Annotated in this window: 27 protein-coding genes and 1 tRNA gene; 9 read left to right on the top strand and 19 right to left on the bottom strand. The window is 59.0% G+C overall.

Going from position 1 to position 26,594, the window contains the following annotated elements; genetic code table 11:
• Nucleotides 1-73 precede the first annotated feature (73 nt).
• Together AC5SEO_RS22350 and AC5SEO_RS22345 are read right to left on the bottom strand one after the other, a co-directional pair.
• Nucleotides 74-1,231: an ATP-binding protein gene (locus tag AC5SEO_RS22350; RefSeq protein WP_495364018.1), complete on the bottom strand. Its 1,158-nt coding sequence runs from the start codon at nucleotides 1,229-1,231 to the stop codon at nucleotides 74-76.
• Nucleotides 1,228-1,926, bottom strand: a complete 699-nt coding sequence (locus AC5SEO_RS22345; RefSeq protein ID WP_004431575.1) for a response regulator — start codon at nucleotides 1,924-1,926, stop codon at nucleotides 1,228-1,230. Before AC5SEO_RS22345 ends, AC5SEO_RS22350 begins: the two co-directional genes overlap by 4 nt.
• A gap of 170 nt (nucleotides 1,927-2,096) precedes the next feature.
• Between AC5SEO_RS22345 and AC5SEO_RS22340 the strand changes: the two genes are divergently transcribed.
• Complete coding sequence (locus AC5SEO_RS22340; protein WP_174068981.1) at nucleotides 2,097-2,882, top strand: phosphatase PAP2 family protein; 786 nt, start codon at nucleotides 2,097-2,099, stop codon at nucleotides 2,880-2,882.
• A 140-nt stretch (nucleotides 2,883-3,022) separates the two neighbouring features.
• Here AC5SEO_RS22340 and AC5SEO_RS22335 read toward each other — a convergent pair whose 3' ends face one another.
• The 9 genes from AC5SEO_RS22335 to AC5SEO_RS22295 all read right to left on the bottom strand — a co-directional run bounded on the left by AC5SEO_RS22335 (nucleotide 3,023) and on the right by AC5SEO_RS22295 (nucleotide 9,992).
• Nucleotides 3,023-3,307 (bottom strand): copper-binding protein, encoded by a 285-nt coding sequence (locus AC5SEO_RS22335; protein WP_004431579.1) that lies wholly within the window; start codon nucleotides 3,305-3,307, stop codon nucleotides 3,023-3,025.
• A gap of 24 nt (nucleotides 3,308-3,331) precedes the next feature.
• Nucleotides 3,332-3,808 carry a cupredoxin domain-containing protein gene (locus tag AC5SEO_RS22330; RefSeq protein WP_004431582.1) on the bottom strand — a complete coding sequence of 159 codons (477 nt, stop codon included), beginning with the start codon at nucleotides 3,806-3,808 and terminating at the stop codon, nucleotides 3,332-3,334.
• 41 nt (nucleotides 3,809-3,849) lie between these two features.
• Nucleotides 3,850-5,199, bottom strand: coding sequence for a multicopper oxidase family protein (locus tag AC5SEO_RS22325; protein ID WP_004431584.1), 1,350 nt, complete (start codon nucleotides 5,197-5,199; stop codon nucleotides 3,850-3,852).
• A gap of 14 nt (nucleotides 5,200-5,213) precedes the next feature.
• Nucleotides 5,214-6,677, bottom strand: coding sequence for a TolC family protein (locus AC5SEO_RS22320; RefSeq protein ID WP_004431586.1), 1,464 nt, complete (start codon nucleotides 6,675-6,677; stop codon nucleotides 5,214-5,216).
• The gene (locus tag AC5SEO_RS22315) at nucleotides 6,674-6,904 is read right to left on the bottom strand and encodes a hypothetical protein (RefSeq protein WP_065663201.1); all 231 of its coding nucleotides are present in this window, start codon (nucleotides 6,902-6,904) and stop codon (nucleotides 6,674-6,676) included. The genes AC5SEO_RS22320 and AC5SEO_RS22315 overlap by 4 nt, the downstream gene beginning before the upstream one ends.
• An 87-nt stretch (nucleotides 6,905-6,991) precedes the next feature.
• On the bottom strand, nucleotides 6,992-7,405 hold the full coding sequence (locus tag AC5SEO_RS22310) for a hypothetical protein (RefSeq protein ID WP_080849880.1): 414 nt from the start codon (nucleotides 7,403-7,405) through the stop codon (nucleotides 6,992-6,994).
• Between the two features lie 88 nt (nucleotides 7,406-7,493).
• Entirely contained in the window at nucleotides 7,494-8,417 is a 924-nt protein-coding gene (locus tag AC5SEO_RS22305) for a hypothetical protein (protein ID WP_174068982.1), read from the bottom strand.
• A gap of 123 nt (nucleotides 8,418-8,540) precedes the next feature.
• On the bottom strand, nucleotides 8,541-9,440 hold the full coding sequence (locus tag AC5SEO_RS22300; RefSeq protein ID WP_080849878.1) for a helix-turn-helix transcriptional regulator: 900 nt from the start codon (nucleotides 9,438-9,440) through the stop codon (nucleotides 8,541-8,543).
• A 105-nt stretch (nucleotides 9,441-9,545) separates the two neighbouring features.
• A complete protein-coding gene (locus AC5SEO_RS22295; protein WP_080849877.1) occupies nucleotides 9,546-9,992 on the bottom strand; it encodes an acetyltransferase in 447 nt (148 codons plus the stop codon).
• Between the two features lie 223 nt (nucleotides 9,993-10,215).
• Between AC5SEO_RS22295 and bioB the strand changes: the two genes are divergently transcribed.
• Genes bioB through bioZ form a run of 5 tightly spaced genes read left to right on the top strand, consistent with a single transcriptional unit; the run spans nucleotide 10,216 to nucleotide 15,308 of the window.
• A complete protein-coding gene (gene bioB / locus AC5SEO_RS22290; RefSeq protein WP_019566574.1) occupies nucleotides 10,216-11,235 on the top strand; it encodes a biotin synthase BioB in 1,020 nt (339 codons plus the stop codon).
• Entirely contained in the window at nucleotides 11,232-12,374 is a 1,143-nt protein-coding gene (locus AC5SEO_RS22285) for an 8-amino-7-oxononanoate synthase (protein WP_004431602.1), read from the top strand. Before bioB ends, AC5SEO_RS22285 begins: the two co-directional genes overlap by 4 nt.
• Nucleotides 12,371-13,009 carry a dethiobiotin synthase gene (bioD, locus tag AC5SEO_RS22280; protein ID WP_004431604.1) on the top strand — a complete coding sequence of 213 codons (639 nt, stop codon included), beginning with the start codon at nucleotides 12,371-12,373 and terminating at the stop codon, nucleotides 13,007-13,009. The genes AC5SEO_RS22285 and bioD overlap by 4 nt, the downstream gene beginning before the upstream one ends.
• The gene (locus AC5SEO_RS22275) at nucleotides 13,006-14,319 is read left to right on the top strand and encodes an adenosylmethionine--8-amino-7-oxononanoate transaminase (RefSeq protein ID WP_174068983.1); all 1,314 of its coding nucleotides are present in this window, start codon (nucleotides 13,006-13,008) and stop codon (nucleotides 14,317-14,319) included. Before bioD ends, AC5SEO_RS22275 begins: the two co-directional genes overlap by 4 nt.
• A 2-nt stretch (nucleotides 14,320-14,321) precedes the next feature.
• Entirely contained in the window at nucleotides 14,322-15,308 is a 987-nt protein-coding gene (bioZ, locus tag AC5SEO_RS22270; RefSeq protein ID WP_004431611.1) for a 3-oxopimeloyl-[acyl-carrier-protein] synthase BioZ, read from the top strand.
• Between the two features lie 122 nt (nucleotides 15,309-15,430).
• On the opposite strand, the gene AC5SEO_RS22265 is transcribed toward bioZ, so the two are convergent.
• Together AC5SEO_RS22265 and AC5SEO_RS22260 are read right to left on the bottom strand one after the other, a co-directional pair.
• Nucleotides 15,431-15,504, bottom strand: a tRNA-Gln gene (locus AC5SEO_RS22265).
• 123 nt (nucleotides 15,505-15,627) lie between these two features.
• The gene (locus AC5SEO_RS22260) at nucleotides 15,628-16,065 is read right to left on the bottom strand and encodes an Lrp/AsnC family transcriptional regulator (protein WP_004431612.1); all 438 of its coding nucleotides are present in this window, start codon (nucleotides 16,063-16,065) and stop codon (nucleotides 15,628-15,630) included.
• Between the two features lie 132 nt (nucleotides 16,066-16,197).
• Here AC5SEO_RS22260 and rocF point away from each other — a divergent pair, with 132 nt between their 5' ends.
• Both rocF and ocd read left to right on the top strand, forming a co-directional pair.
• Nucleotides 16,198-17,118, top strand: coding sequence for an arginase (gene rocF / locus AC5SEO_RS22255; protein ID WP_004431622.1), 921 nt, complete (start codon nucleotides 16,198-16,200; stop codon nucleotides 17,116-17,118).
• A 13-nt stretch (nucleotides 17,119-17,131) separates the two neighbouring features.
• Nucleotides 17,132-18,187 carry an ornithine cyclodeaminase gene (ocd, locus tag AC5SEO_RS22250; protein ID WP_004431625.1) on the top strand — a complete coding sequence of 352 codons (1,056 nt, stop codon included), beginning with the start codon at nucleotides 17,132-17,134 and terminating at the stop codon, nucleotides 18,185-18,187.
• A gap of 23 nt (nucleotides 18,188-18,210) precedes the next feature.
• On the opposite strand, the gene AC5SEO_RS22245 is transcribed toward ocd, so the two are convergent.
• From AC5SEO_RS22245 to AC5SEO_RS22225, 5 genes are all read right to left on the bottom strand, one after another.
• On the bottom strand, nucleotides 18,211-19,095 hold the full coding sequence (locus AC5SEO_RS22245; protein ID WP_004431626.1) for a DMT family transporter: 885 nt from the start codon (nucleotides 19,093-19,095) through the stop codon (nucleotides 18,211-18,213).
• 264 nt (nucleotides 19,096-19,359) lie between these two features.
• Nucleotides 19,360-20,352, bottom strand: a complete 993-nt coding sequence (gene iolG, locus AC5SEO_RS22240; RefSeq protein ID WP_004431628.1) for an inositol 2-dehydrogenase — start codon at nucleotides 20,350-20,352, stop codon at nucleotides 19,360-19,362.
• A 232-nt stretch (nucleotides 20,353-20,584) separates the two neighbouring features.
• On the bottom strand, nucleotides 20,585-21,835 hold the full coding sequence (locus AC5SEO_RS22235; RefSeq protein ID WP_004431631.1) for an adenylate/guanylate cyclase domain-containing protein: 1,251 nt from the start codon (nucleotides 21,833-21,835) through the stop codon (nucleotides 20,585-20,587).
• A 224-nt stretch (nucleotides 21,836-22,059) separates the two neighbouring features.
• Nucleotides 22,060-22,290, bottom strand: coding sequence for a helix-turn-helix domain-containing protein (locus AC5SEO_RS22230; RefSeq protein ID WP_004431634.1), 231 nt, complete (start codon nucleotides 22,288-22,290; stop codon nucleotides 22,060-22,062).
• Nucleotides 22,291-22,547: 257 nt separating this feature from the next.
• On the bottom strand, nucleotides 22,548-23,663 hold the full coding sequence (locus tag AC5SEO_RS22225) for an RHE_PE00001 family protein (RefSeq protein WP_004431636.1): 1,116 nt from the start codon (nucleotides 23,661-23,663) through the stop codon (nucleotides 22,548-22,550).
• A 222-nt stretch (nucleotides 23,664-23,885) separates the two neighbouring features.
• On the opposite strand from AC5SEO_RS22225, the gene AC5SEO_RS22220 reads away from it, so the two are divergent.
• Entirely contained in the window at nucleotides 23,886-25,190 is a 1,305-nt protein-coding gene (locus AC5SEO_RS22220; RefSeq protein WP_004431639.1) for an MFS transporter, read from the top strand.
• 62 nt (nucleotides 25,191-25,252) lie between these two features.
• On the opposite strand, the gene AC5SEO_RS22215 is transcribed toward AC5SEO_RS22220, so the two are convergent.
• Nucleotides 25,253-26,590: a sensor histidine kinase gene (locus AC5SEO_RS22215; RefSeq protein WP_035252629.1), complete on the bottom strand. Its 1,338-nt coding sequence runs from the start codon at nucleotides 26,588-26,590 to the stop codon at nucleotides 25,253-25,255.
• Nucleotides 26,591-26,594 lie beyond the last annotated feature (4 nt).

The following is a 26,594-nucleotide window of genomic DNA, read 5'->3' as shown; positions in this document are numbered from 1 at the left end:
CGAAACCCTGGAATAAGCCCCGACGAAGCACACCGTCAGCGCGCATGGGAGAGCATCAACTCGCCGGGATTTTTCAGGTGGCTGCCTTGAAGAGAACCGTGACGACGGTTCCGCCGTCTTGTCGCGGATCTATCTGGAAATCGCTGTCATGCGCCCTTGCGATCGCTCGAGCAATCGACAGGCCGAGGCCGGTGCCACCGGTCTTACGTGCACGCGACGGCTCTGTGCGCCAGAAGAGTTCGATGCCGTGTGCCTCGATGCCGGGGGGAAAACCCGGCCCGTTGTCTTCGATTGTTATGAAGGGACGTCCTTCCCGGACTCCGGTCGAGCAGAAGAGGCTCTTCCCGCTCGCCGCATAGCGGCGTACATTATCCATCAGGATGAGCAGCAGCTGTTGAAGGCGTTGAGGGTCGCCGCTAATTGGAGCCGTCTGCAGCGACATATCGAGACGAATTCCTGCCTCTTCGAGAAGAGGCCGTGCCGCCTCCGCCACGGCCGCGCATTCGGTAGCGAGATCGAGTGGCCGCATCTCCGTAACGAGACTGTTGGTTTCTGCCAGCGAAAGCGTCCGCAGATCGTCGACGAGACGCGCAAGTCCTTCCACATGGCCGATGAGGTGGCGAATGGCCTGCTTGTCGAGCGGAAAGACGTCATCGGCAATGCCGTGTAAACGGCCTTGCAGGATGGTCAGCGGGGTGCGCAGCTCGTGGGCTACCGCCATGGTGTTGAACTTCAACCGGCGCTCCATCATCTGAAGCTCCTGCGTCAAAGTCTCGAAACTGTCGACCAGAAATCCGACTTCGGCGATGCGGCTCGCCTTGATCTTTGCGCCTCCGCTGAAGTCGCCGGTCGCCATGCGCCGCGCCGCGTCGGCAAGTTCGCCGAGAGGTGCTGCAATGCGCCGGGAGATGAAATAACCAAGCAAGCTGCACAGGAAGACACCGAGCAATCCGAAGAGGAACACCGATTTGAGAAGTTCGCTATCTGCCTGGTCCTCCAGGCCCGGTAAAACCTCGATAAGGGCCTGAAGCTGGCTCTGATCCGGCATCACGCCCCGGTCAATATCCGAGAAAGCCGTGGCGGCATCAGGCGACAGTTGGGCAAGGATGCGCTCCTCAATGGTGTCCGAATACCAGGAAACGCCGAAATAGACCAACGCAACCGCAAAGATGAGCATTGTGGTGATTGTGATCGCCGTCATCGTGCGCAGGCGGAGCCGCCGGAACCTCATGATGTCTGCTCCCTGGCAAGCCGGTAGCCGATGCTGCGCACCGACACCAGATAACCGCCAGCACCGTGATCCGTCAGTTTTTTACGCAGATTGGCGATGTGCGTATCGACCGTGCGTGCCAGCGCATCGCTTTCCGGCAGGCAGGCATCCAGAAGATCGGCCCGCTGAAAGGCATAGGTGGGGCGACGCGTCATATGGGCAAGAATTCTGAATTCGCTGAGCGTCAACGGCAGAACGGTTCGTCCCGCATCGCTGCAAACAGCCGCGATGTAAGCTTCGGTATCTATTTCGATGGCGCCGAAACGCAGGATCCCTCCGCCAGTTGGCTGACGCGAGCGTTTTAGAACGGCATTCACCCGGGCGACCATTTCCTGCGGGTTGAAAGGTTTGACGATGTAGTCGTCGGCACCCAGGCGCAGACCGGTCAGCTTGTCCATATCTTCGGCAAGGGCGGTGACCATGATGATCGGTGTATCACGCTCCCGCCGTATGCGTGTCAGCACATCGATGCCATCGAGCTTCGGTAGCCCGATGTCGAGAAGAATGAGATCCGGCCGCAGCATGGAGAAATGCGTCATGGCCGTCTCGCCATCCCCGGCTCTAACGGTTCTGTATCCGTCACGAATGAGATAGGCGTCCAGAATCTGCATGATGTCGGGGTCGTCTTCGACGATGAGAATGAGACCTTTGTCCATGCTGACCTTACGAACTTACTGATATTACCGCTTTATTGCCGGGACGCTAAGCCGACGCAAAGCGCCGGGCAAGAGCTGTCGCCCGAGATAGATGCTGCAGGCACGCTTTTCCTCTCAGTCTTGAGACTTCCTCCGCAGAACCTTGACATTTCTACGGAAGAAAGCTGGCCATGCACCAGTATCTCTCCCATAAGACCGAACAGAAATGGCCAGGCCGGCCCGAAAAACCGAAGTTCCGCTTTGCCGTCATCCCCACGGCGCGCCAGACTTTCGCATGGGTTTCCGGCAGCCCATCCCTGCTCGCGCTTTCGACCACGCTTGCAATGATGATCTTCTTCACTGTCAGGCCGGATATCGATCTTGACGCCAGTCGCTGGTTCTGGACAGATGGTTTTCGTCTTGGCGAGGATCAATTCTTGATTTCCGTCCGCGATCTGAACCGCGCACTTCCCGCCATTTTATTGTCCACGCTTGTCTGCCTGCTCCTTGCAACGCCATTTGTGTCCGGCGTGCGGCGTGCCATCCGCCCTCACAAACTGCTACTTGTTCTCACCTTTTATGCGCTTGGGCCGGGTGCGACCGTGCATGTGCTGAAAAACCTGTTCGGACGTGCCAGACCGCGGCATATCAGTGAATTCGGGGCGGATTTGTTTTTTACGCCCGTTCTTTCCCTCGATGGCAGCTGTTCGCGCAACTGCTCCTTTCCATCCGGCGAAAGCGCGTCCGCAATCGCCCTGCTGGCGTTCATCATCTTCCTGCCGGAAAAATTCCGCCTGAGTGCCACGGCGATCTTGATGCCGTTCATCGTGCTTTGCTCCCTAAACAGGGCAGCTATGGGCGCACATTTTCTCTCCGATGTCCTGATTGCATGGCCACTGATGCTCGCCGTGTTCCTCTCACTGCATCGGCTGTTCACGAAGCATGCGGACACAATCGACACTGTGCTTCTGCGCTAATTCATGGGAATACGGCATAGCGCCGAACAAAGGTCATGCCCCGAGCAATAAATTTGTGTCCGGGGTTCGTCCGCCGCCTGCTCAAATCGCACATGCCCGTGCCTGTGGTCTGGTACGGGCATGTGCAGACGAGGACTGCCTTATTTCACCTGCGCGACGACCAGCTTGCCATCCGCACGTTCGGCGATGAACTCGATGTTCGCGCCTTCCTTGAGCTTGGCGAGCAGGGCATCGTCCTTGACGCGGAACACCATCGTCATGGCGGGCATGTCGAGGTTCTTCAGTTCCTCATGAATGATGGTGACTTTCTTGGCGGTAGCGTCGACCTTCTTCACCGTACCCTTGGTGAATTCCTGTGCGAATGCGCCAAAGGGGGCTGTAAGCAACAAAGCGGCTGCAAGGGTAATTTTAACGATCGTCTTCATGGTCAGATTCCTTTTTTCGATTGGTTACTTGGCCGAAACTTTGAGATCGCCGCGCATGCCGGCCTCGTAATGTCCGGGCTTCAGGCAGGCGAATTCGAACATGCCGTCATTGGTGAATTTCCAGATGATTTCGCCGCTTTCGCCCGGCGCAAGGCTGATTGCGTTCGGATTGTCGTGTTCCATCTCCGGGGCCTTTGCCATGGCGGCCTTGTGCTCCAGATTTGCGCTCTGTTCGTCGAGAATGAATTCATGGTCCAGCTCGCCGACATTCTTCACGGCAAAGCGAACGGTCTTGCCCTTCTTGAATTCGAACTTGGCGGGCGTGAACAGCATCTTGCCATCAGGCGTTTCCTTCATGGTGACCTGTATGGTCTGGGTTACCTTGGATTTGTCGCCGGGTTCGCCAATCGCCATCGCTTCATGGCCGCCGCCGTGGGTGCCCGATGCGAAGGCGGGTGTGGCAAGAGCGGTGAGAAGCAGTGCAAGTTTCAGTCTGGTCATCGAATTTTTCCTTGGTTCTGGTGGGGATATGGTCTGCACGATCAGCCGTGTTTCATTGGTTTCGGCGTGATCTGTGTTTTCGGATCATTGGTCTTTTCGGTATCCGGCACGTCGCCGGTCCATTCCCAGGCTTGGGTACCGGGCGGGTTTTGGTACCAGCCGGGATCTGAGTAATCGCCCGCGGAGATGCCTTCGCGGACCTTCACCACGGAGAACATGCCGCCCATTTCGATGGGGCCGTGCGGACCCCAGCCGGTCATCATGGGAACGGTGTTCTCAGGGATTTCCATCTCCATCGCGCCCATATCGGCCATGCCGGCTGTACCCATCGGCATGTATTCCGGCCGCACCTTTCGGATCTTTTCGGTGACGGTCTTCTTGTCGACGCCGATGAAGGTCGGGACATCGTGTCCCATCGCATTCATCGTGTGGTGCGACTTGTGGCAATGGATCGCCCAGTCGCCGACATATTTGGCGTCGAATTCATAGGCCCGCATCGCGCCGACGGGTATGTCGATGCTGACCTCCGGCCACCGGGCCTCGGGCCGCACCCAGCCGCCATCCGTGCACGTCACCTCGAAATCATAACCGTGCATGTGGATCGGGTGGTTGGTCATGGTCAGGTTGCCGACCCTGACACGCACCCGGTCGTCCTTGGAGACCACCAGCGGATCGATGCCCGGAAATACCCGGCTGTTCCATGACCACAGATTGAAGTCCGTCATGGTCATGATTTTCGGAACGTAGGAGCCGGGATTGATGTCGAAGGCGTTGATCAGGAACACGAAGTCGCGATCAACAGGCATGAAGGTCGGGTCCTTTGGATGGACCACGAAAAAGCCCATCATGCCCATCGCCATCTGCACCATCTCGTCTGAATGCGGGTGGTACATGAAAGTGCCGGACTTCACGAGATCGAACTCGTAGACGAAGGTCTTGCCAACGGGGATATGCGGTTGTGACAGGCCGCCGACACCGTCCATGCCTGATGGCAGGATCATGCCGTGCCAGTGGACCGTTGTATGTTCCGGCAGCTTGTTGGTCACGAAAATCCGCACCCGGTCGCCTTCTACGGCCTCGATGGTCGGGCCGGGTGACTGGCCGTTATAGCCCCAGAGGCGGGCGGTCATGCCCTCCGCCATCTCGCGTTCCACCGGCTCGGCGACAAGGTGGAATTCCTTGACGCCATTGTTCATCCGGAAGGGCAGGGTCCAGCCGTTGAGGGTGACGACTGGATTGTAATCGGGACCGGTAGTGGGCTTGACGGGGGCTTGCGTCGCTGCCGTTTCCATCACGGCCGCTTCCGGCAGGCTGCTATTCGATGTCTTTGCCCAGGCCGCCGTGGAGACCATTGCGGCGCCGACGCCCAGAAAGTTTCTTCTATTGAACATGGTCGTTTCCTTTCTCAGTGTCCGCCACCGCTGCCGCCACCAGTGGCGGCAACTTCGGTCTCCGCGCCTGCCGTACCCGCGCCACCGCCGTAGATGGCGGGCGCAAGGCCGGCTTCCGCGAGCCAGAAGTCACGTTTGGCATTGATGGCGAGCAGGTTCGAATTGACCTTTTCGCGGCTGTCGGCGAGCAGTTCGAAGGTGTTGGTGAGCATGCCGTTATAGGTCAGCAGCGACTCCTCCTCGATCTTGGTCCGCAGCGGCACCACGCTGTTGCGATAGTGCCGGGCGATGTCGTAGTTCGAGCGATAGGCCTGATAGGCGGAGCGGGCTTCGGAGCGGATATTGACCGCTTTTTCGGCCAGCAGGTTTGCTGCGCGCATATAGGCGAGTTCGGATTCCCGCATTCTTGCCCGACCGGAATCGAAGATCGGAATGACGAATTCCAGCTCGGCATTGCCCGTCGTCTGTTTGTGTTTTTCGCCGTCTTCAAGTTCGCGTTCGGTCTCGAAGCCGGAACGAAGTTCTAGATCGGTGACGTATCGGGTGGCTTCTGTGAGTTTGAACGACCGGGCGGTCGATTCCAGATCGAGCTTCGCCATCTGCAAATCCACCCGGCGCTGCAGCGCCTCAGCCTCGATCATCTCACGTTTGGCCAGATCCTTTGGAAGCTGGGGCAGGCGGTTGGGGATGGAGTAGTCTATGTCCGCGCCCCACAGGCCCATCAGCCTTGTCAGTTCCTCCTTCGCAAGCCGGGCTTCAAGCCGCGCCTTGGCGATCTGGCCGGTCAGTTCGGCATAGAAGACCTGCTCGCGAGCCTGGCCTTCCTTGTTCAGCGAGCCTGCTTCGCCAAGCTTCCTCGCAAGTTCCGAGGCGGCATCCGCGGCTGTCTGGGCCTGCGCCAGCTGGCCGACATTTTCCCAGGCAGCAACCGCCGTGATCCAGGCGCGGCGGGTATCTGCCGCCAATTGCAACGTCTTCAGCGCGGCTGCGAGCTGCGCCTTTCGGAAGCCGGTATCGGCAATCTCGACATTCTGTTTGAGCGTGGCCAGTGCCAGAATATTGGTGACGATCACACCCTCGATCGCCTTGTAGGCCCGGAGCCCCGGAGTGCCGATCCCCGTCAATCCGATGCCGACCCTCGGATTGACCAGCATGGTCGATTGCCAGGCGGTTGCGGCCGATTCACCCAGATCGGCATAGGCCGCCTGAAGGCCCTTGTTGTTGAGGAGCGCGACCTGAACCGCCGTCTCGACATCGATTGTTTTCGCTGACATCAGCGATTTGACGCGGGTTGCGGTTGCCTGCGCCTCGGCCCGGTTCTGTATCCAGACAGTCTGCTTTCCTGTCGCCTCGGTCGCCCTGGCCGAAACGGTGGTGAAGCCTGCGTTCTTCGAGGTGTAGTCGGTGGCCGTGACGCAGCCGCCAAGAACGAGCGGGACGGAAAGGACGGCCGTGAGTTTGATCACGCGTAGCGTCATGATGCGTCTCCTTTCGGAGCCTGCGCATCGTTCTGGTTTCGCCAGGGCTTCGGGTCCACCGGCGCACGGTGCGAATAACCTGCGACCGGTGTCTGATAACGCAGAGGGGTGACGCCGAGTGACGGGTTTGCCGCGTCTTCATACGAGGCGGCCTCGTTCATCGAGGATGTGGCTGTGCAGCCGCCCAGCAAAAGGGGCGCTGCAACCACGATGTAGATAGGGTTCATGGTAATTTCCGAACAGGAGATGCAACGGCGCGACGGCGCTAAAGCCGTTCACGCACGATCATTGCCCGAGAGGCGGGCTTTGCCTGTTCAGATATTCGGTGGACGGTGAAGCAGCGGGATCTGGCCCACGGTCTTGCTGTCGTCAAGGAAGGAACGGATGGAATTGACGACTGGTACGCCAAGGGCGTCATGCGCAATCAGTACCGCCATGCCGAGACAGAAATCGTTGCAGCATTCCGGCTTCACGGGCTTTTTGACGCCGCTGTCGTGGTCTGCCGTATCCATATTATGGTGGTCGCTGGACATCATGGCCGAACCGCCATGGTCCATCATCGCGCCATGATCCATCATCATGGCGGATTGGGTGGTCTGCATTTCCGCGGTATCGGGGCCATGCATTGCGGCATTGACGGTGGAAACGCTGTATCCCGCCAGTGACAATATCATCACCAGTCGAAACAGCAGTGCCGTCAATTTCGATGTTCGCAACATCCCACGCATGCCCTGTAGAAGAGCCGCAGTCCTGAAGTTTGTCAATGGATATCGCTCATAACCATCAATAAATAGCACGCCTGCCGGTTCTTAAACCTTACACTGTCTCCATAAAGGCATCGTCGAGAATGAGGAGTTTACGTGCCTGCATGCGGGCATATTCCTCGTAAAAGCCCTGGGAGATCCAGAGAGCGGAACGCCCCTTCCGTCCGCTCCAGCCGATGCCGCCGATCAGTTCGGCCGCGCCAAGCTTGCGCCTGACATGGATTCGGGAAAGGGAGAGCGATGCCGCCAGTTGCGATGCTGTTTTCACATCCGTCAGGTGTCTGCCCTGTTCTGTCGGCTTTTCCCAGTCGATCCCGGCGATCAGGCGGTCCATCAGCAGCCCGCCCGCGTCGAACCAGTTGAAGATGATGGAAAGCGGGCCCGGGCAACGCACTTCCGGACTAGAAAGCAGCGCCTGCGCCACGCGGGGATGGATGTGTGCGAGCATGGTTTCGGACCGCTCGATGAACTGAGAGGCCCTGAACCCCTCATCGATGAGGTCCAGCGCCTGAAAATGCACGTCGTACCATTGGGCAAGCATCGCCAGCGTGGAAGGTGAAGGCACCACGCCATCGGCCGGCTTTTCGCCGGCTTGGTGCGCCGGTCTAGTCAGGCCGCGTTTCAGCGCCTCTTTGAAGAAGGCATAGGCGACATCATGGCTTGCAAGGCCGTGTTGGAGCGCGAGTTGGCCGAAATCTTCCCGCGTCAGGGCGGGTTCGTCCGTTCCGGTCTTGCGCTTTTGAAAATAGAGCGCCAACAGCGCGTGGCAAAGAAGCCGGCTCTGGCGCGTGGCGAAAAGCGCGGTTATGTCGGGCGAACCTTCGTAGAGGGTGATGAAACTTCCCGCCAGCAGCCGTAGTGCTGCCGCGAAAGCACCCGTTTGAAGCAACCGGTCGATTTCGCTGGGTGGTAGCCTGCGGCCAACGGCGGAGGCGTCCGGCAACCCGGAGATCGCGAAATCGAAAAAATTGGTCATGGGCAGCGCTCCTCGAATTGCCGGCACCACCCTCCTTGCGGAGTGTAATGAGGATTGGATGATCCATCGGCCTTACAGGGGTCGGGATGAGGCGTCTTCTCATTGCGCGCAGAGGTGACACTTTTAGGCCGTCGGCATGCCCGTGGCGCGGGCTTCGCCGGGCGTCATGCCATAGGTGCTGCTGAACACCCGGTAAAAGGTTGGAAGACTGTCGAAGCCGCAGCCGTACGCGACCTGCGTGATTGGCAGGGCGGGAGATTCCAGCAGCAGGCGTCGCGCTTCCTCGATCCGCATGGAGGCGAGCGTGCGGGAAAAAGACAGCTCTGCGCCTTCGAAAACGACGTGCAGTTGCCGAAGCGAAATGCCCAGTTCCTTTGCCACTGCGGCAGGCGTGAGGTTCTGCCAGGACTTTTTGCGCATCATGATGTCCTGGGCCGCATAACAAAGCCCGGTGCGGAGTGCGGCGCGCACTTCCGGCATTGCAGGCGAAAGCCGTCCACGCGCCGTCATGGCTAATCGGGCGATATGTGTCACATCGCGCACGGGATCGATGAGCCTGCCGCGTTCGGCGTTCAGCGCGTTGAAGAGCGCCCGGAACGGCCGGGAGAAGGCGGTCTTGTCGGCGTAACGCGTGGCGAACAGGTCATCGGCCGGTCGGCCAAGCATGACTTCGTCGTCGACAGGGATCTTGAGCATCTTGTAGTGAAAATCCGCCTCACCGCCGGGTATCGCGTCATAGGGCAAGTCCGAATAGTTGATGGTGAAATCACCACCGCAAACGGCATGGATCCTGTCTCGACCGGCATGCAGCAACCCCGAACCCTTCACCTGCAAGCCAATGCAGAGGCTGTCGCCGGCAATGCGGGCAATATCGGCTTCCGTGCGGTTGACCCGGTAAGAGGAAGCGCGCATTTCGCTTACGACGGCGCCTGCAACAGAGCGCGCCTGAAACGACCCGCTGAAGGTCTGGCGGCGATCCGGCGCAAGCTCGATCGTTACGCCAAACAGGCTTTTGCCGCGCACTTCGCGCCATTGGTCGAAGCGGTGCTCGGGCTGAAAATCCTCGGTTGCGAAACGGATGATGGTGTTCGTGGCTTGCTCCCCCCAGATGAGCCATGTCCCCCCGGCTTATTGTTCGGTTGCGCCAAACCCAAGATGGACGAGCGGATAGGGACGTCCCTGCCCGTCGAGGTCGGAGCGTCCCGTCGGCTTGAAACCGAGCCGGCGATAAAAGCCCATGGCCTGCGTATTCTGTTCGTTGACATCGGTGGTCAGCGCGGGGTGTGTGGCAAGTGCTGCCTGCACGAGCGCCTTGCCGATGCCTCTGCCGTGATAATCCGGATCGATGAAAAGCGCTTCCATGTGCCCTTCATGCAGAAACATGAACCCGAGAGGCTTATCCGACGCATCAACGGCGAGCGTCAAAGCGGCCTCGGGAAGAAAAGCCGTCACTTCTTCCTCGATTGCGGCGCGATCCGCTCTGTGAAGAAAATCATGGGTAGCGTCTACGGCCTTACACCATATTTCAAGGATGCGGGCCGTGTCGCGAGCGTTGGCGGGACGAAATGTGATCATGCCTCACCCATAGCAATTGCGGCGTTTTTGCGCCATGGGTCTCTTTCGCAAGGCGTTTTCCCATTCGCTAAATCCCCGCAGCCAAACGCCGCAGTCTTATCCCGCATATTTCTTCGATCTCCGGTGCCTGACGTTTTTCTCGAAAAAAGTCCTTGCAAAAGGGTCCGATAAAAAAATAGATAAAAATAAGTTCTATCTATTTATTTGAAGGGAAGATCGCCGGATGAATCAGATTATCACGGAAATTGAACAAAATCAGGCGCAGATTCCCTCAATCAAAGCGGATCCTTCACTCGAAGAAGCAAAAATTATCTATAATTTACCATTTAATGACCTCCTGTTCCGGGCACAGCAGGTGCATCGTCGCCATTTCGATGCCAACGCCATCCAGATGAGCCGGCTTTTATCGATCAAGACCGGCGGCTGCCCGGAGGATTGTGGTTATTGCAGCCAGTCCGCCCGCAATCCAACAGGTCTGAAGGCTTCCAAACTCATGGAGGTGGAGCGAGTGCTGGCAGAGGCGCGCAAGGCGAAAGAGGGCGGGGCGACGCGCTATTGCATGGGAGCGGCGTGGCGCAACCCTAAGGAGCGCGACATGGAGGCGGTGGTGGCCATGGTCGAAGGCGTCAAGGCGCTCGGCATGGAAACCTGCATGACACTCGGCATGCTGACGCCGGAACAATCCGAACGTCTCGCTCACGCCGGGCTAGATTACTACAATCACAATGTCGATACGTCGGAGCGGTTCTATTCGGAGATCATCACCACCCGCACCTTCGAGGATCGGCTGGAAACGCTCGCCAATGTTCGTGATGCCGGCATGAAGGTCTGCGCCGGCGGCATTCTCGGCATGGGAGAAACGGTCGAGGACCGTATTTCCATGCTGGTAACCCTTGCCAATCTGCCGGTTCCGCCGGAAAGCGTGCCGATCAACATGCTGATCCCGATCCCCGGCTCGAAGCTTGCCAAGGCCGCTCCGGTTGATCCGATCGACTTCGTCCGCACCATTGCGCTTGCGCGCATCCTCATGCCCCGTTCGCATGTGAGGCTTTCCGCCGGACGTACCGAAATGAGTGATGAGACGCAGGCGCTCTGTTTTCTGGCCGGGGCGAATTCCATCTTCGTCGGCGAGACGCTGCTGACGGCGGATAATCCGGGGGAAGATCACGATACGGCGCTGTTCCGGCGACTGGGCCTGAAGCCGATGGCGTTGCAAACGGCGGAAGCGGGAGAGACCCGGTGAATTCGTCGGCGCTCTCCGCCTATGAGCTGAAGCTTGCCGGTCTGCACCGCAAGTCGCGCCTGCGGGCGCTAGCGCCCCGGCAGGGTATCGACTTCACCTCCAACGACTATCTCGGGCTTGCCGATGCACCCCGGCTGAAGGCGGCGATCACTGACGCAATCGAGAGCGGCGTGCCTGTGGGTGCCGGTGGTTCGCGGCTGCTTCGCGGCAACCATCCCGAACATGAGGCGCTTGAAACGGAGGCGGCGGTATTTTTCGGCGCTGAGAGGGCGATCTATTTCGGTAGCGGATTTGCCGCCAATGTCGCACTTTTTTCCGCACTGCCGCTGCGGGACGACCTCGTTCTCTACGATGCGCTGATCCATGCCAGCGTGCATGACGGCATTGCCGCCGGCAAGGCGAAGGCGGTCGCTGTGCCGCATAATCAGGTTGAGGCATTCGAACGGGAAATAAACCGATGGCGGCAGGCGGGCGGCAAAGGTCGCCCGTGGATCGCGGTGGAGAGCCTCTATTCCATGGATGGTGACCGGGCGCCGGTTGCTGCCCTTGCCGACCTCGCCGGGCGACATGGCGGCTTTCTCGTCGTCGATGAGGCGCATGCCACCGGCGTGTTCGGGCCGGGCGGGCGCGGCCTGGCCGCTGAACTGGAAGGTCGGGGTAATGTCGTGGCGCTGCACACCTGCGGCAAGGCGCTTGGTCTTTCCGGCGCGCTTATCAGTCTGCCTGCGGTTCTCGCCGATTACCTCACCAACCGCGCCCGCGGTTTCATCTATTCGACCGCGCCGTCACCGCTGATGCCGGCGGCTGTGCGTGAGGCCTTGCGGATCGTCGCCGACGAGCCCTGGCGGCGCATCCGTCTGGAAGAACTGATAAATTTGGCCAGCGAACAATTACGATCCCGGCTGGGCGTGACGCCCGGCGGCTCGCAGATATTGCCGGTGATGATTGGTGACAATGCGCGTGCACTGAAAATCGCCACGCGTATGCGAGACGGCGGCTTCGACGTGCGCGCCATCCGCCCGCCAACGGTACCGGAAGGCACGGCACGCCTGCGCATATCCATTACGCTCAATGTCGAGGAAAGCCAGATCGCCGATATGGTCGGGCTGCTCGCCTTCGCCATGGAGGAGGAACGATGAGCCTCCGTTTCATCGTCTCGGGCACCGATACGGGTATCGGTAAGACGGTTTTTTCTGCGGCGCTTACTCACGCATTGCAAGCCCATTACTGGAAGCCGGTGCAATCCGGGCTCGAGGAAGAGACCGACAGCGAGGTGGTGGAGCGGATGGGTGGCGTGCCGCGCACGCGCATCCTGCCGGAGGCCTATCGCCTGAAAATGCCGGCCTCACCGCATCTTTCGGCCCGCCTCGACAATGTCACGATCGAGCCCGAGCTTTTGCTGCCGCCGGAAACGGATGGGCCGCTGGTGATCGAAGGGGCGGGCGGTCTGCTGGTGCCGCTGACCGACACATTGCTGTTTGTCGATATTTTCGCCCGCTGGCGAATTCCGCTGATCCTGTGCGCCAGAACCTCACTCGGCACCATCAACCACACGCTGCTGTCGCTCGAGGCGCTGCGGCTGAGAGCCATTCCGGTGCACGGCGTGGTCTTCATCGGTGATGAGAACCGGGAAAATCAGCGCATTATCGCCGATATAGGCCGAGTTCGCTCGCTTGGCCGCTTGCCTCGCATACCGGAGATGACTGCCGAGGCGCTGCACCATGCATTCGCTCAACAATTCGATCTCGCCGATTTCCTGGAGGTGCCGGCATGAGCCGTTCCCGCGTCTGGCATCCTTTCACCCAGCACGGGCTGGAACCGCCGATGAAACGCATCGTCTCGGCGGAGGGCGCCTATCTGGTCGATGAGGATGGCCAGCGGTTGTTCGATGCAATTTCATCCTGGTGGGTCATCACTCACGGCCACCGGCACCCGGCAATCATGTCCGCCATCCGCGCAGCGACCGAGACCTTCGACCAGATCATTTTCGCCGAGTTTTCGCACGAGCCGGCCGAAACGCTGGCCAAAGGGCTGATCGAACTCGCGCCTGCCGGCTTGGAACATGTGTTTTATTCCGATAGCGGTTCGACCTCGGTGGAAGTGGCGCTTAAAATGGCGCTCGGTTATTTTCACAATTGCGGTGAAAAGCGAGATCGCATCGTGGTCATGGAGCACGGCTACCACGGTGATACGATCGGCGCCATGTCGACGGGCGAACGCGGCGTGTTCAATGCTGCGTATGAAACACTGCTATTCGGCGTCGACCGACTTGCTTTTCCGGAAGCGGATTGTGAGCAGGAGACGTTCGACATGTTCGAAAGCTTTTGTCGTTCGGGCCGAGTCGCCGCCTTGCTGATCGAGCCGCTTGCTCTAGGTGCCGGTGGCATGAAGATTTACCGCGCGGACGTTCTCGCCGGACTGAAACAAATTGCCGAACGCTACGGTTGCCTTGTCATCGCCGACGAGGTGATGACGGGCTGGGGCCGGACAGGAACCATGTTCGCCTGCGAGCAGGCGGGAGTTTCACCGGATATTCTGTGCACCTCCAAGGGGCTGACCGGTGGCTCCCTGCCGTTGGCAGCGACCTTGTGCAGTGGCGAAATCTTCGACGCGCACTTCTCGACCGATCGCCGCAAGACCTTTTTCCATTCGAGTTCCTACACCGCCAATCCGATTGCCTGCGCTGCCGCTGTCGCCAATCTGCAGGTTTGGCGCGATGAGCCAGTGGTACAGCGCATCGGCCAACTGCAAGAAGTGCTGCGCGACAATCTCGGGCGATTTGCGGATGACAGGCGCTTCACCAACATACGCCAGATTGGAACCATCGCAGCGCTTGACCTCGTCGTGCCCTCTGGCGGTTATCTCGCGGAGGCGGGGCCACGCATGCGGCAATTGTTCCGCGAGCGCGGGCTCATCATCCGCCCGCTCGGCAATGTGCTCTATCTGATGCCGCCCTATTGTTCGACGGCGCAAGACCTCACCCGTGCCTTCGACGCGATGGACGAAGTGGCCTCGATCGTGACTGAAGCCGCTCCGGGGGAACCCGGCGCGGCCGCGATCAAAAACCGTCTCCGAAAGGCCTGACAATGCAGACCCGTTCTTCCCGCATGGCTGGCTTCGGGCATGCCGTGCCAGCGCGATGTGTCCGCAACGCCGAGATTGAGACGCGTCTTGGGCTGGAGGCTGGCTGGATAGAGCGTCGGACGGGGATCCGCACACGTTATTGGGCGCAAGAGGACGAGACGCTGAGCGGCCTTGCCGAAAAAGCCGGCCGCATGGCACTGGAAAACGCGAAAATTGGCGCCAAGGATATCGCACTGACATTGCTTGCGACCTCCACACCAGACCATCTTTTGCCGCCTTCGGCCCCGCTGCTTGCGCACCGGTTGGGCCTCACACAATCCGGGGCGATCGATCTTGCCGGGGCCTGTTCCGGTTTTCTCTATGCGCTCACTCTTGCGGATGGTTTTGTCCGCACCCACGGCCGCGCGGTGCTGGTTGTTGCCGCCAATATCTTAAGCCGTCGTATCAATCCGGCGGAAAGGGCAACTGCGGTTCTGTTCGCCGATGCTGCCGGCGCCGTCGTGCTTGTCCCCTGCCGGGATGCGCAGCGCGGCTTTTTGTCTGCCGATCTCGTTTCGGATGGGAGCGGTTACGACCTGATCCAGATCGCGGCGGGCGGCAGCAGCCAGCCTTTTTCCAATGATACAGAGGCTGAAGATACCCTTATGACGATGCGGGACGGCCGCGAGGTCTTTTCCCGTGCCGTCGCAACAATGACGCAGACCTCACAGCGCGCTCTGCAACGCGCAGAAATGACGGCCACCGATATCCATCGATTCGTGCCGCATCAGGCCAATGCCCGCATGTTCGATGCCGTCTGCGGCAATATCGGCATCGACCGGCAAAAGACGGTACGTACAGTCGAAACCTTCGGCAACTCTTCTGCCGCCACTATTCCGCTTTCGCTTTCCGTTTCCAATGCTGAGCGGCCCATCACGGAGGGTGAAACGCTGTTATTGACGGCGGCAGGGGCGGGGATGACTGGGGGGGCGGTGGTGTATCGAGGCTAGGCCAGCTGGATACGGAAATGTCTGATTCGGATCGAGCCGCGCGTACAACGTTGGCAGATATAGGCAGAGCGCGGTGATGCAGCTCAAGTGCTCGAAACAGTTTGATTTTGTTTGGAGAAATTTGGCTGGGGAACCTGGACTCGAACCAAGATTAACGGAGTCAGAGTCCGTCGTTCTACCATTGAACTATTCCCCAAAAGCCCGAAGCGGGTTACCGCGTTCGCTTTGGTGGGTCGTCATATAGATGATTTCTTGCGAGGCGCAAGTCGAAAAAATCGAAAAATGCGTTTTCGTCGCTCTTTTGCGTCTGTCTCCTGCGTCAGAGCCGCGCACGGGTGGAGCGTGGGGTGGAGAGCAGAAGGCTGGTCTCGCTGCCGGTAATGCCAGGGACAAGGCGGATACGGCGGAGCACCGCGTCGAAATCGCTGAGAGTGGCGGCGTTAAGTTCTACGATCAGGTCCCAGCGACCGTTCGTGCTGTGAATTTCGGATATTTCCGGGAAACCGCCGAGCGTGCGGATGACGCGGTCCGTCACATGGCCTTCAATCTCGATCATCATGATGCCGCGGATCGCCGCCTCCACCGCATCGGCACGCAGGATGACGGTGTAACCGATGATAGTGCCGTCATTTTCCATTTTTTCGATGCGTGAGCGTACCGTTGCGCGCGAGGTTTCCGTCTCGATCGCCAGATCGGAAATGCTGCGTCTGCCGTTATGCCTCAAAAGGGTCACGAGCCGTTCGTCGAGATCATCCATTGGTAGCCATTCTGATAAATAGATTTGACCAAATCGATAGCCTATTTCGATAATATTGCCAATATTTGATGTTCATTCCGCCATGTCTGTGTGGTTTAGTGAGGTTATCGGTTGATAAAAGCGAGGGCTCAAATGGATATCAGGCTGATCGGTGCGCCGTTGCAAATCGGAGCCGGGCAATTGGGGTGTGAGATGGGGCCGAGTGCGTATCGCATCGCCGGTCTCACGCGGGCGCTCGAAGATTTGGGCCATCGGGTGGTGGATACCGGCAATGTGACGCCGGCGCCGCTGAGGGAGTTTAGCCACCCCAATCCGGCGGTGCATCATCTCGCTGAGACGGTGGCCTGGACCGAGGCGCTGACGGAGGCCGCCTATCGCGAAAGTGCTGCCGCCGTTCCGATCTTTCTTGGCGGCGACCACGCAATTTCCGCGGGAACCGTCGCCGGCATGGCGCGGCGGGTGGCGCAGAGTGGCCGGCCGTTTTTCGTGCTCTGGCTCGATGCCCATACCGATTACCACACGCTTGAAACGACGCGCAGCGGCAACCTGCATGGCACGCCGGTCGCCTATTTCAGTGGTCGCGACGGATTTTCGGGTTACTTTCCGCCGCTCTCGCATGCGGTTCCTGAGGAAAATATCGGCATGATCGGCATCCGCAGCGTCGATCCAGCCGAGAGAGCCGCACTGGAAGACAGCGGCATCACCGTTCACGACATGCGCTCGATAGACGAGCATGGTGTCGCGGTTCTGCTGCGCGCGTTCCTTGCGCGGGTGCAGGCGGCAAACGGCCTGTTGCATGTCAGTCTCGATGTCGATTTCCTCGAACCGTCGATCGCGCCTGCGGTCGGCACCACGGTTCCGGGTGGGGCGACGTTCCGTGAGGCGCATCTGGTGATGGAGATGCTGCATGATAGCGGGCTTGTGTGCAGTCTTGATCTCGTGGAGCTTAACCCGTTTCTCGATGAGCGCGGCAGGACGGCGACGCTGATGGTCGATCTGGCTGCCAGCCTGATGGGCAAGCGGGTTATGGACCGCCCGACACGGGCCGGCTGAGGGGGATGATGCAATGACGATTATACCGAACCTTAATATCGTACCTTTCGTCAGCGTCGATCATATGATGAAACTCGTTCTGCGCGTGGGGATCGATACGTTTCTGCGCGAGCTTGCCGACGTGGTTGAAGAGGATTTCCGTCGCTGGGAAAGTTTCGACAAGACGCCGCGCATCGCATCGCATTCCCAAGAGGGCGTCATCGAGCTGATGCCGACCAGTGATGGAACGTTGTATGGCTTCAAATATGTGAACGGCCATCCGAAAAACATGAAGGAGGGCCGCCAGACGGTGACCGCCTTTGGGGTGCTTTCCGATGTCGGCAACGGCTATCCGCTGCTATTGACCGAAATGACCATTCTGACGGCGCTGCGCACCGCTGCTACTTCGGCTGTCGCTGCAAAACACCTTGCCCGCAAAAATGCCCGCTCGATGGCCATCATCGGCAATGGCGCACAGAGCGAGTTCCAGGCGCGGGCCTTCAAGGCCATTCTCGGCATCGACACGGTGCGGCTTTTCGATATCGACCGGACCGCCAGTGAAAAATGCGCCCGCAATCTTGCCGGGCAGGGCTTTACCATCGAAATTTGCGATAGTGCGCAGAGCGCAGTGGAGGGTGCAGATATCATCACCACCGTCACGGCTGACAAGCAATATGCGACAATCCTGACCGACAACATGGTTGGTCCCGGCATTCACATCAATGCCGTCGGCGGCGATTGTCCCGGCAAGACGGAACTGCACCGGGACATTCTGCTGCGGTCGGACATTTTTGTCGAATACCCACCGCAGACGCGCATCGAAGGTGAAATCCAGCAATTGCCCGAAGACTACCCCGTCACTGAGCTATGGCAGGTCATATCGGGTGAAAAGCACGGGCGGGTAAACGACAGGCAGATCACGCTGTTCGACAGCGTCGGTTTCGCGACCGAGGATTTTTCGGCGCTGCGTTATGTGCGCTCGAAACTGGCCGCCACCGGGCTTTATACGGAACTGGATCTGCTGGCCGATCCGGATGAGCCGCGCGACCTGTTTGGAATGCTGCTGCGTTGCGAGGCGACTCTCGCCTGAGAGGACGTTCAACGGGAATGACGTCAGTCAGCCCGCCTGCGTTCCCTGCGGGCAACGGCATGTTCCCGCCAGATGGTAAAGAGACCGGCGGCGATCACGATTGCAGCACCCAGAACCATGTTGGATGTCACGACCTCGCCATAGATGGTAACGCCGATGATGGAGACGAGCACGAGCTGGTAATAGGAAAACGGCTGCACGGAGGCCGCATCCGCCAGCTCGAATGCTTTGATCAGGCAATAATGGCCGCTCATGCCGGTAATGCACAGCGCCAGCATCCAGCCCCAATCCTGGGGTGCGAGGCTAACCCAATAAAACGGACCCACCAGCGTCAGTGCTGCCGCACCGGCCACGCCGGTATAAAAGAAGCTCGTCATCGCTGAATCGCTCTTGCTGCCAAGGCGGGTCAGGACGCTGTAGAGCGCAAGCATGAAGGCGGCGATGAAAGTGATCAGCAGGCGGTTGTCGAACCCTTCGCCATCAGGTTTCAGAATGACGAGAACGCCGATGAAGCCGACAAAAATGGCGCACCAGCGCCGCCAGCCCACATGTTCGCCAAGCAACGGCACGGACAGTGCGGCGACGATCAGCGGCGCCGAAGCGAGGATGGAGTGGCTGTGCGCCAAGCCGACAACGGCGAAGGAGAAAATGGAAAAAACAATCTGTACGGCAAGAAGGACGCCGCGGCTGATCTGCAGCCACGGACGGTTGGCCATGACAGCGCCCCGAATGCCGCCAGAGGACCTTGCAGCCATCAACAAAACGAAGACGGCGAAGGCCCAGTATCGAAGCATGGCGACGAAAACGGGCGGATAAGAACCGCCAAGATGTTTGGATATGCCATCCTGCGCTGCAAAGATCGTGAATGCTATGAGCGCATAAAGATAACCGGTCTTGGGTGATGGCATAAATAAACCACTGTCCGGCTGTTGCCGGCAAAAAGAGGATTCGGCGTGAATAAGGTGAATAGCAGCCATATGGTCTGGCCGTATCTTGTCAGACAACCTTATTTTCCGAATAGCTGCCATGCAAGTCCGAAGACTGCCTCTGCCCGGTCAAGTTCACGGGTGGCGCCGATGCTGGCGGAAGCTTTGCGAATAGCTGTTTTCCTGTCCGCCATGCGTTAACGCACCGCGGACAGGATGTCGGTTACGGAGTGATTTCTGCGTCGATCAGCCGATCGTCACGGCCGCCTTCGAGGTGACGGATTTCAGCGCAGCGTCGGCCAGTTTCAATGCGATCAGCCCATCCTTGATGGAGGGTGAAGGAGCCACATTGTTTTCGATGCAATCGATGAAAGCGGTAATTTCCGCCGCGTAGGCCGCCGTATAACGCGTCATGAAGAAATCATGCAGCGGCGGGCGGGTGTAGCCCTCAGCATTGGCGATCTCGATGGAGACCGGCCGCTGGTTCTCGGCCGCAGCCGAACCGAGCGAACCATGTACTTCGATACGCTGGTCGTACCCATAGGTCGCGCGTCGCGAATTCGAAATGCTGGCTTGCCTGCCGCTTTTCGTCGTCAGAATGATGCTGGCGCTATCGAAATCGCCGAGTGCACCGATCTCCGGATTGACGAGAACGGAACCGGTGGCGAATACGCTTTCCACTTCCTCGCCGAGCAGGAACCGCGCCATGTCGAAATCATGAATAGTCATGTCACGGAAAATGCCGCCGGAAACCTTGATGTATTCGGCTGGCGGCGGGCCGGGATCGCGGCTGGTGATGGTCACCATTTCGACCTTGCCGATGCGGCCATCCTCGATTGCCTTGTGCACGGCCTGGAAATGCGGATCGAAACGCCGGTTGAAACCGAGCATCACCTTTGCACCGGTTTCCTCAACCACCTTGGCGCAGGCTTCCGCACGGGCCACATCCAGATCGACGGGTTTTTCGCAGAAGATGGCCTTGCCGGCACGGGCGAAACGCTCAATCAGATCGGCATGGGTGTTGGTCGGCGTGCAGATGATGACGGCATCGATCGTCTTGTCAGCCAGAACCTCGTCGATTGTGCTGACCTTGCACTGCGCTTCGCGGGCGATTGCTTCCGCAGCACCGGCAACGGCGTCCACAACGGCCACCAGCTTCGCACGGCTGTCGGTGGTGATCGCCTTGGCGTGGACCTTGCCGATCCGTCCAGCGCCGAGCAGTGCCAATTTCGTAACCATCTTTCCTCCGGTTCCTCACACCCGTCTTCCACTCCCGGAAAGACAGAATATGAACGCAAACAATGTTTCGATATGGAATATATGTTCTATTTTGCTAGATCGACATCGGAGGCGTGTCAAGCGTTTTGACGACGGGCAGGGCAGCCGAAATCATCTCTTCCGGAGGTTGTGCAGCACGGGTGAGCGCTGCGTTGAGAAAGCGTTGAAACGGGAACAAAGTCCTGACCGGCAGTCAGTCGACAGGGGGTGCGAGGACCTCCTGTTGGGGAAGCGCATAAACCTCGACCGGGGTTTCAAGGCCGCGCAGGAGCCATGGGCCAAGATTGTCCAGCTTGTCCTCATGTCCGGCCATACGGACGAATTCTTCGGAAAACAGGACGTTGCGGCCGGTTTCCTTGGTCAGGGTTTCAAGCCGTGATGCGATGTTCACGGCCGGACCGATGACGGTAAAATCGAGGCGGGTTTTCGAGCCGATATTGCCATACATGACATCGCCGACATGGACGCCGATGCCGTAACCCAGAGGGTCATGGCCTTTCTGGCAATTGATGTCGTTGAGGGCAACGAGACTTTTCTGTGCGCTGGCAATGGCTTTCAGCAGGTTTTCACAAGCCTGCGGATCGCTGAGCGGGAAAATCGCCAGCAGCCCATCGCCCATGAATTTCAGGATTTCACCACCGAATTCCTCGATCGGATCGCACATCGCGTCGAAATAACCGTTCAGCAATTCGATCACATCATCGCGCGGCCAGAGGTCGGAAATATGGGTGAAGTTGCGCAGGTCGCAGATCAGGATCGCCGCGCCGACCGTTATGCCGCTGCCGCGCGTCGTTGCGCCATTGAGGATTTTTTCGCCCGCATGCGGCCCGACATAGGTCTCCAGCAGGGTGCGCGTCATGCGGTTTTTCAGGCGAATTTCGCTGACCAGCGCGAGCGCCGGTAGCAGGTTTTTCAACGCAAGGACTTCCGCTTCCAAAAAGCCACCGGGCCGATCGCTGGAAAAAGTGGCGACATGGCGCTTGCCGAACGTATGTTCGATCGGCCAGGCGAAATAATCCGTCAGCCCGTCGGCGCGCAATTCCTCATAGATCGGATAAGCGGATGGCTCGATTTCGTCGCCGGTCAGCCGGTGGCGGATTTCGGTTGCGCCCTGATGGATGTCGTTGATGGGGCTGTTCAGATATTCGGGCGAGCTCTCCGCCCCATAGCCATAGGTGGTGATCTCGGCCGACGATATGCCGGCCTTCCACAGGATGCGCGCGCCAAGCCATTGCGGGTGACGAATGCGGAAGGCAAGTGCGCCCCGCGCTATGGAAATTCCACTTTCGCGCAACCTGCTACACAGCTCGAAGAATATCTCATCGATAAAGCGCTCGTCCTTCGTGCCGGTGACGAGCCAGTCGAGAATTTCCGTTTTCTCCGTTGGCCACAATTCATCCAATGCTGAAGAAACCCGTTCTTCGGTGTTAAGGCTGAGTGTCATGGCAGGATTCCGGAAATTATTGGTGCTCTCGCGCAGGCGGGCCACATGGCGAACATGTCCCGTGCGGACATCATGTGGTGCCGGATAACGGAAATGTTAAGAGAGCGGAGCGGAAAATGTTCCGGAGAGACTTGTAGCGTTCAAACCGTTACGCGCGCCGCCCGGATGTTGCGTGAACATCGTCCCCGGCGGCGCTGAGATTTGGTTCGGATCGTTGTGAACGATCAGATAACGGTTTCGACTGGAATATGCAGGGCGGCGGCAACGCGCCTGATGCGCAGAGGATCGCTGTCTGAGCCGTCTTCCAGGGCGCGGATTTCATTGGCTGTCAGGCCGCAGGTGATGGCAAGCTGATCGACCGTATATCCGGCGAGATTGCGCGCCATCAGGACTTTTCGGGCGAAAGGAGCATCTGTTTCCTGATCGGAATCGAGTTGTGAGACTGAAATTGTCATTTTTTGCATCTCCCTCATGGTGGACACTTTAATGCGGATGGCAAAGAAAGGTTGCCGGAGCCGAATGCGACCGCGTTACCGGAGAAAAATCGTGTTGCAACGCAGCGAGAACATAGCCGCTTCATCCACCTACGCAATAGTTAAATTTTGTTAAGATTCGTGATCGCAGGATTCCTGCGGGATTCATCGCAGGAACAAGGGGTTGAGAAAAATACTATTTTTCCGGGGTTTAGGCGGATGAAGACTGGCGGCTTGTGCTATAGCATGCCCCAGGCACGGAAGCGGCCGCGGCCCGTAACCTCCCTCAACTCCAGTTGATTGGCGAGCCCTATCGCGCCCTGCGGCGTGGTGCCGAGTTCCCTGACGATCATGGCCGCCGAAACCACCGGCCGGGAGACGACAAGCTCCACCAGGTCTGGAAGACGCGAAGACGAGCGTCGGCCGGCCAGCTTGCGCATCATGCGTTCTCTGGCGTGGGTCAGCCTGTCATGTTCCTTCATGCTGGCCAGTCCCGCCTCGTAAAAGCTGTCGAGAAGGGCGACTAGGCGTTGCGTCTGGTTTCTGGCGTGCCGGCGCTCGCGCGGGACGGCACGAAGACCAGCGCTGAGCGCCGGCAGGTGGTCGGGAGAGACAGCCCCGTCGCGCAGAAAAGCGGCGGCCATGAGCCTGCCGAGCCAGGGGCTGCGTTGCAGAACCTCGATCATATTCCAGGCATCCAGCAGGATCGCGGTGCGCAGGATTGGGGGCAGCTCCTCCGTCTGGCCAAGGACCTGCCGCCATTCCTTCAGCCTTTCCTCCTCGTCCCAATCGGGATCGTTGATCATCGGATGGGCCTCCTCCCGATGTGTCACCGGCGCAAGGGTGGTGCCGGCGGTGATCGCGTCCAAGGTCGCGGCGCTTCGCGCCAGAAGTGCGTCCAGCTCTGAAAAGGCCCCATCCAGCGGTGTCTCGCCGTCTGCATCAGACTCTTCGTTGCCGGAATGATCCACCGTTTCCGGGGTAAATGCCGTCGCGTCGGCGGCAATTCCCATTCTTCCGCGCAGACGGGAAAGGCCTGGTGCAGTGAAGGCCCAGCCTGGCGCGTTTGAAAAAATCAGCCGCCTTGAGCGGACGATCCGGTGCGCCGCCGTCATTTCATGGGTTGGCGCCCGCACATCCATATGGGCGTCATGCAGGACCAGATCTTCCATATGGACAAGTTCGCCATCCACCCACATGGAGGAAATCGCGTCGGTAAAGTCCTGCCTTTCGATGAAGCCGTGTTTCATCGGCGACCGGCTTATCCTCTCGTCCAGTCGTGCCAGCGCTTCACCCGCGCGCGCGGCGGGGATGAGAAGCTTTTCGATATAGATGTCCGATGTATCGTAAATCATTGATATTTTTTAGTTTGAGCACGGCCGGGTGACAAGGCGTATTAGAATGGTCCGGCGCGGAAGATGGCGAGTAGACGCTGCCATTGCCATGCTGCGATGCGGCGTAAACTTGCGCATTGCAATATGGCGGGTATATACCCCCTCCGAGAGCGACAAATTATCACACCTTCCGTTCGCCCTTCCACCTCCAGGCGAGATGAATTGGAGTTTACCGTGAATATTATGGCAAATGGTCCCGCTACGGCACCGGATCAGAAAACCCGTTTGAAATCCATTATCGGCGGATCGGCGGGCAACCTCGTCGAATGGTACGACTGGTACGTTTATTCGGCCTTCACCCTTTATTTCGCGCCGGTGTTTTTCCCTTCCGGAAACCAGACCGCTGAATTGCTGAGCGCGGCCGCCGTTTTTGCCGTCGGATTTCTGATGCGGCCCATCGGTGCGTGGTTCATGGGAACCTATGCCGACCGCAAGGGCCGCAAGGCCGGCCTGACCTTGTCCGTTACCTTGATGTGCCTCGGCTCGCTGTTGATCGCAATTACACCCGGCCACGAGACGATCGGCATTGCAGCGCCTGCCATTCTGGTGTTTGCCCGCCTGCTGCAGGGCATCAGTGTCGGCGGTGAATATGGCGCCAGCGCGACCTATCTCAGCGAAATGGCCGGCAAGAATCGTCGCGGCTTTTTCTCCAGTTTCCAGTATGTGACGCTGATTTCCGGCCAGCTTCTGGCGCTGGCGGTGTTGCTGGTTCTGCAACGGGTTCTGACACCCGAGCAGCTCGGCGCCTGGGGCTGGCGCATTCCCTTCTTCATCGGTGGCGTTCTTGCAATTGCGGTGTTTTACATCCGTCGCGGCCTTGCCGAGACGCAGTCCTTTGAAAATGCCAAGGCGGGCAACGCGGACAAGCCGAAATCGAGCGGATGGGCGCTTTTCAAGCACTACCCGCGGGAAGCGATGATGGTCATGGCGCTGACATCAGGCGGCACGCTCGCCTTTTACGCCTACACGACCTATCTGCAGAAATTCCTCGTCAATACCTCCGGCTTCAGCAAGGAAAGCGCGACCGAAATCACCACGGCAGCCCTCTTCGTCTTCATGCTGTGCCAGCCGATTGCCGGTGCACTGTCGGACAAGGTGGGTCGCAAGCCGCTGATGGTCGGCTTCGGCATTCTTGGAACGCTGTTCACCTATCTCATCTTCACGACGCTGGCGACGACAACCGACCCGATCATGGCTTTTGCTCTCGTTCTGGTCGGCCTGTTGATCGTCACCGGCTACACTTCCATCAATGCGGTGGTGAAGGCGGAAATGTTCCCCGCCCACATCCGGGCGCTCGGTGTGGCTCTGCCCTACGCGCTGGCGAACACGATTTTCGGGGGAACGGCAGAATTCGTAGCCTTGAAGTTCAAGCAGATCGGCCACGAAAACTGGTTCTTCTGGTACGTTACGATCATGATTGCGCTGTCGCTGGTGGTTTATGTGAAGATGCGCGATACGCGCGACCATAGCCATATTCACGAGGATTGAGCGGCCAAAATTATACCAGCGAAAGCCCCGCCCCCTGGCGGGGCTTTTTGTTTTCAGCGGATTCAGGCGTCTTCGACCGGAAGCACGATGCGGGCCTCAAAACCGTCCTGTCTGCCGGGTGCAGGGGAGGATAGCACGAGTTCGCCGCCAATCTGTTCCATCAGGCTTCTGACGATAGCGAGGCCAAGCCCGGTGCCATCAGCCTTGGACGGGCCTCGGACAAAGCGCGTCGTCAGTTTGGGAAGAAGCGCTTTGTCGATCGCCGCGCCGGAATTGACGACGCGGATCGTGCCGTTCTCTTCGGCCAGTATGTGCACCGGGCTTTCCGGCGGACTGTGGATCAGGGCGTTTTCGAGAAGGTTGCGGATGATGATGCCGAAGGCATCCGTGCCCAGCTTGCAGTTCAGGCCGCCTTCGCAGCGATTGGTGAAGCGGATGCGGGACGTGCCGATCGCCGTTCTGCTCATATCGTCGATGATGAGCTCGAGAATGGGGATGAGGTCGGTCGCCGTGTCTGTTACCCCGATCCTTGCTTCCGCGCGCGACATCTGCAGCAGTTTTTCGGCGAGATGGCCGAGATGCATCAGGGCTTTCTCGATATTTTCCACGCGCGGTGCAAGTTCAGGCGGAATATCGGCGTGCAGTCGCTGCGCCTGCGCCAGCGCGCCGGCAATCGGCGTGCGCAATTCATGGGCGCTGTTGGCGGTAAACTCCCTTTCCGCTTCGATTGTCGATCGCAGCCGCCTCAGCAGCAGATTGACCGAGCGGGCAATCGGGTGAAGTTCAGCCGGAAACGGCAGGGTTTCCAGCGGCGCGAGATTGCCGCCGTCTTTTTTCCCGATCTCGTCGCGCAAGGTCTGTATCGGTTGCAGGGTTTTGCGCACCACGAAGATAACGGCAAAGATGCTGGCGGGGATAAGAATGAGAACGGGCAGCAAAATTGCTGTGCCGGCTTCCTCGATTGCCTCACGCCGGTTGGCGAAGGCATCTGCGACCTGAAGGAAGTAATTCCCGTCCGGTGTCGCCACCGTGTAGATGCGCTGGGTCGCCGTTTCAGAAAAACCGGGGTCGAGAGAGACTTCGAAAGGTTCGGTCGAACTGTCATGCGAATGCAGGACGACCTGTCCTTCCCGGTCGCGAACCTGATAGGTCAGATATTCCGCCGCATGTGCAGACTGGTTGAGTTTTTGCGAGGCGGGGCCCGTGTTGTTTTCCCTGAGATCGTCCACCAGCAGTGGCAGCAGTCTTTCGGCTGTTTCCTCAACGCCAGCGTCGAAAATTTCAGCGAACTCGTCCTGCATCACCATGACGCCCAACCCGCAGGCGATAAACCAGGATATGGCGACAACGCTCGTCAGCGCCGTGACGAGCTTGCGGGTCATGCTGGTTGGTCTGGCCATTTCT

The sequence above is a fragment of the Agrobacterium sp. K11 genome, from assembly GCF_059429395.1.
Note: the sequence above shows the minus strand (reverse complement) of the source record. Positions and strands in the feature narration are given on the sequence as shown.